The following is a 3,513-nucleotide window of genomic DNA, read 5'->3' as shown; positions in this document are numbered from 1 at the left end:
GAGGGGTAGGGGAGTTGAATAGGCGAAGCCTATTTTTGATTTGGGACAGCCCCAGTAGATAATCGGCGGTTACACCGTAAAACTTCGCCAGCTTGATAATAGCATAGTGACTGATGTCCTTAAAATCCTTTGCTTCATAGCTGCCCAGCGCAGACTTGGAGAGATTTACCTGCTCCTCAAGCTGCTCCAGCGTCAGCCCACGCTCCACACGCAAATCTTTCAATCGTTCTTGTATGGATAGTTCCATGCTCTCCCTCCTTGTCTGCTCGATAAATGGGAACTGTGTTATCTTAATCTTCACTCAATGTTTTCAACATGAGTTCTTAAATAATCAAAATATTTTTTGCCATCATCATTACCGTCCTCGTCAGGCTCAAATATCTCCCTTCCTTCAAACATATAGGCTCTAAGCAAATATTCTGTGGCGTTTTTTTCGTCCCCTATTTCTAAACAACATTCACCTAATCGAAGCATAACAAACGGATTTCCATATCCCTCGCCGCTCAAATTCCCCCTTGCTTTGTCAAAGCATTCGTGTGCTTTTTCGTATTGTTTCTTTTGAAAATAAATATCGCCAATGGCAGCTAAAAACCATATGGTTTCACTGTAAAATTGCTGTGGCTCTGGGATTAGGCTAAGAGCTTCTTTCCATGCTTGTATAGCTTCCTCATATTGTTCTTCTTCCTCAAACTGATTGCCTTTTTGGGCTAATTCATCTAACTTAGTTTTTATTTGTGGTGTTAGTTCATCAATAGCCACTTCTTCATTTTTCTTCTTTGAAAACAGTCCCATAATATACCTCCGTGAAATTTCGATTTGCCATTCTATTTCTTCTATTCTACCACAATTCCAAGAGCGTGGAAATATCTTCTTTTCCGGGCTGATTTCCGACCTTATGGATATACGGGGCGGGCGGTCTTTTAGGTGTAGACTTAGGGTAGTTCATCGATGAGCTGCACCTTGAAAAATGAATGACCGTCCGAAAAGGAATACCCCGGCAGGGGAAGCACCGCAACGAGCCACTTCGGGACAAAATGTCCCGAAGCTGCGGGGAGCGTGCCAACGCCGGAAATTCTTTCGGGGAGAACGGCAACAAAGAAACGGAGGACACATGAGAGAGAAACCATATAAACGACTGCCGCCCATAGAGCGCAGACAGGACGGTTCCCTTTACCGCATGACACCGGCACAGAGGAAACAGGCAAACGCCCTGATCCGCCGGGAGTGCTGTAACTATGAGGACGGGAACTGTATGCTCCTTGACGAGGGGGACACCCACACCTGCCCCCAGACCATTTCTTTCTCGGTCTGCTGTAAGTGGTTCCGCTGGTCGGTCTTGCCGCAAATCGGGACGCTGGAAGCGGAGATTTTCCGGGATAAGGAGCTAAAACGCTGTGCGGTCTGCGGCAGAGTGTTCGTCCCAAAGTCAAACCGGGCGAAATACTGCCCCGACTGTGCCGCCAGAGTTCACAGGCGGCAGAAAACAGAAAGTGAACGGAAAAGGAGGTCTTGTGTGGACAGTTAGGGGCTGAAAAGTCCTCGATTTACAAGGCTTTGCAAGCACAGAACAGGGGCAGGCAATAGAAACTACCGTCTGCCCCAGAAAACGGGCTTCTAACCGTCCACAAAACACGATATGACAAACACCATTTATATCCATCAGCCGGAAAAGGCGGTCAGCTTTACCCGGCTTCCGAATTTCCTTTTTGAAGCCCCCACATTCACACCCCTGTCCAACGAAGCAAAGGTACTGTATGCCTTTATCCTGCGCCGGACAGACCTATCCCGGAAAAATGGCTGGGCGGACGAATACGGGCGGATTTACCTCTACTATCCCATCAACGAGGTGGTGGAGCTGCTCCACTGTGGGCGACAGAAAGCGGTCAATACCCTGCGGGAGCTGCAATATGCCGGACTGGTGGAGATCCAGAAGCAGGGCTGTGGAAAACCCAACCGCATTTACCCAAAATCCTATGAAGCGGTTCCAAACACCGACTTCAAGAAATCCCATTCTGGTACGCCGGAGGGCTGAAAACCGCACTCGATGAGTACGATAATCAATCCTCTTGAAGTACGAAAACCAGACGGTATATAGAAATACAGAGATAAAAACGATTTTATTTATATCTTATCCATTCCCTTCCTATCTGAGATATTTTCTGTGGGATTTTCCTGTGGAAAAGTCCCGGAAAGGAACGGAATGGGGAAAGGAGTTTCATGGCACAACACGCAATTTTGCGATTTGAAAAACACAAGGGCAATCCGGCAAGACCGCTGGAAGCCCATCACGAACGGCAAAAGGAACAGTACGCCAGCAATCCCGACATTGACACCAGCCGGAGCAAGTACAATTTCTACATCGTCAAGCCGGAGGGACGCTATTACCACTTCATTCAAAGCCGCATTGAACAGGCTGGCTGCCGTACCCGTAAGGACAGCACCCGGTTTGTGGATACGCTGATTACCGCCAGCCCGGAGTTTTTCAAGAAGAAGTCCCCAAAGGAGATACAGGAATTTTTCCAGAGGGCGGCTGATTTCTTAATCGGGCGGGTAGGGAAAGAAAATATCGTATCGGCGGTGGTACACATGGACGAGAAAACGCCCCACCTGCATTTGGTCTTTGTCCCGCTGACAGAGGACAACCGCCTGTGTGCAAAGGAGATTATCGGGAACAGAGCCAACCTTACAAAGTGGCAGGACGATTTTCACGCCTACATGGTGGAGAAGTACCCGGCTTTGGAGCGTGGGGAGAGTGCCAGCAAAACAGGCCGGAAGCATATCCCCACTCGGCTGTTCAAACAGGCGGTCAATCTCTCCAAACAGGCAAGAGCCATTGAAGCCACGCTGGACGGCATTAACCCGCCGAATGCCGGAAAGAAGAAAGAGGAAGCCCTCTCCCTGCTGAAAAAGTGGTTTCCGCAGATGGAGAACTTCTCCGGTCAGCTCAAAAAATACAAGGTCACGATAAACGACCTTTTGGCGGAAAATGAACAGTTGGAAGCCAGAGCCAAAGCCAGCGAAAAAGGCAAGATGAAAGATACGATGGAACGGGCAAAGCTGGAAAGCGAGCTGCACGACATTCAGCAGCTGGTAGACCGCATCCCACCGGAGGTGCTGGCAGAACTGAAACGCCAACAGCGGCACACAAGGGAACGGTGATTGATGACAGAAAACATTTCACGCCGCAGCATGGCGGCACTGCACTTTGAAAATTAAATATGGAGGTACTATGGAGCATATCAGATACAAGAAAGAAACCGAAGTCGTGACTTTTCAAGGAAAGGAAATCACGCTGGAAAACCTCTCCCCGGTGTTCACGCCGGAGCAGGAAGCGGCAAAACGCCGAGAGCTGGAACAGCAGCTTTATGAGGTGTTCCGCAAGTATGCCGACAAACGGCAGAGTGAGGAAGCCGGGGCATAAGGTTTTCCGAAGCCATCGTTGATTTGCGGGGGTGCTGGCGGTATAATAAAACTGTCAGCAGCTCCGTTTCTTTTTTAAGAAAAGGAGCGACA

Annotated in this window: 6 protein-coding genes; 4 read left to right on the top strand and 2 right to left on the bottom strand. The window is 49.0% G+C overall.

Going from position 1 to position 3,513, the window contains the following annotated elements; genetic code table 11:
* Window positions 1-247, bottom strand: a 247-nt coding sequence (locus tag DW826_RS17610; RefSeq protein ID WP_147327183.1) for a helix-turn-helix transcriptional regulator, incomplete at its 3' end; no start/stop codon positions are given.
* A 50-nt stretch (window positions 248-297) separates the two neighbouring features.
* Window positions 298-792 (bottom strand): tetratricopeptide repeat protein, encoded by a 495-nt coding sequence (locus DW826_RS17605; RefSeq protein WP_004462512.1) that lies wholly within the window; start codon window positions 790-792, stop codon window positions 298-300.
* Between the two features lie 319 nt (window positions 793-1,111).
* Here DW826_RS17605 and DW826_RS17600 point away from each other — a divergent pair, with 319 nt between their 5' ends.
* The 4 genes from DW826_RS17600 to DW826_RS17580 all read left to right on the top strand — a co-directional run bounded on the left by DW826_RS17600 (window position 1,112) and on the right by DW826_RS17580 (window position 3,421).
* On the top strand, window positions 1,112-1,525 hold the full coding sequence (locus DW826_RS17600; protein ID WP_015521723.1) for a cysteine-rich VLP domain-containing protein: 414 nt from the start codon (window positions 1,112-1,114) through the stop codon (window positions 1,523-1,525).
* A 111-nt stretch (window positions 1,526-1,636) separates the two neighbouring features.
* The gene (locus tag DW826_RS17595; protein ID WP_015521724.1) at window positions 1,637-2,032 is read left to right on the top strand and encodes a replication initiator protein A; all 396 of its coding nucleotides are present in this window, start codon (window positions 1,637-1,639) and stop codon (window positions 2,030-2,032) included.
* 185 nt (window positions 2,033-2,217) lie between these two features.
* Window positions 2,218-3,159 (top strand): MobV family relaxase, encoded by a 942-nt coding sequence (gene mobV, locus DW826_RS17585; RefSeq protein ID WP_117553324.1) that lies wholly within the window; start codon window positions 2,218-2,220, stop codon window positions 3,157-3,159.
* 70 nt (window positions 3,160-3,229) lie between these two features.
* Entirely contained in the window at window positions 3,230-3,421 is a 192-nt protein-coding gene (locus DW826_RS17580) for a hypothetical protein (protein WP_002566025.1), read from the top strand.
* Window positions 3,422-3,513: the final 92 nt, after the last annotated feature.

This window comes from Clostridium sp. AM34-11AC (genome assembly GCF_003435375.1).
GTDB lineage: Bacteria > Bacillota > Clostridia > Lachnospirales > Lachnospiraceae > Pilosibacter > Pilosibacter fragilis.
This window is presented reverse-complemented; position numbering and strand designations above follow the sequence as displayed.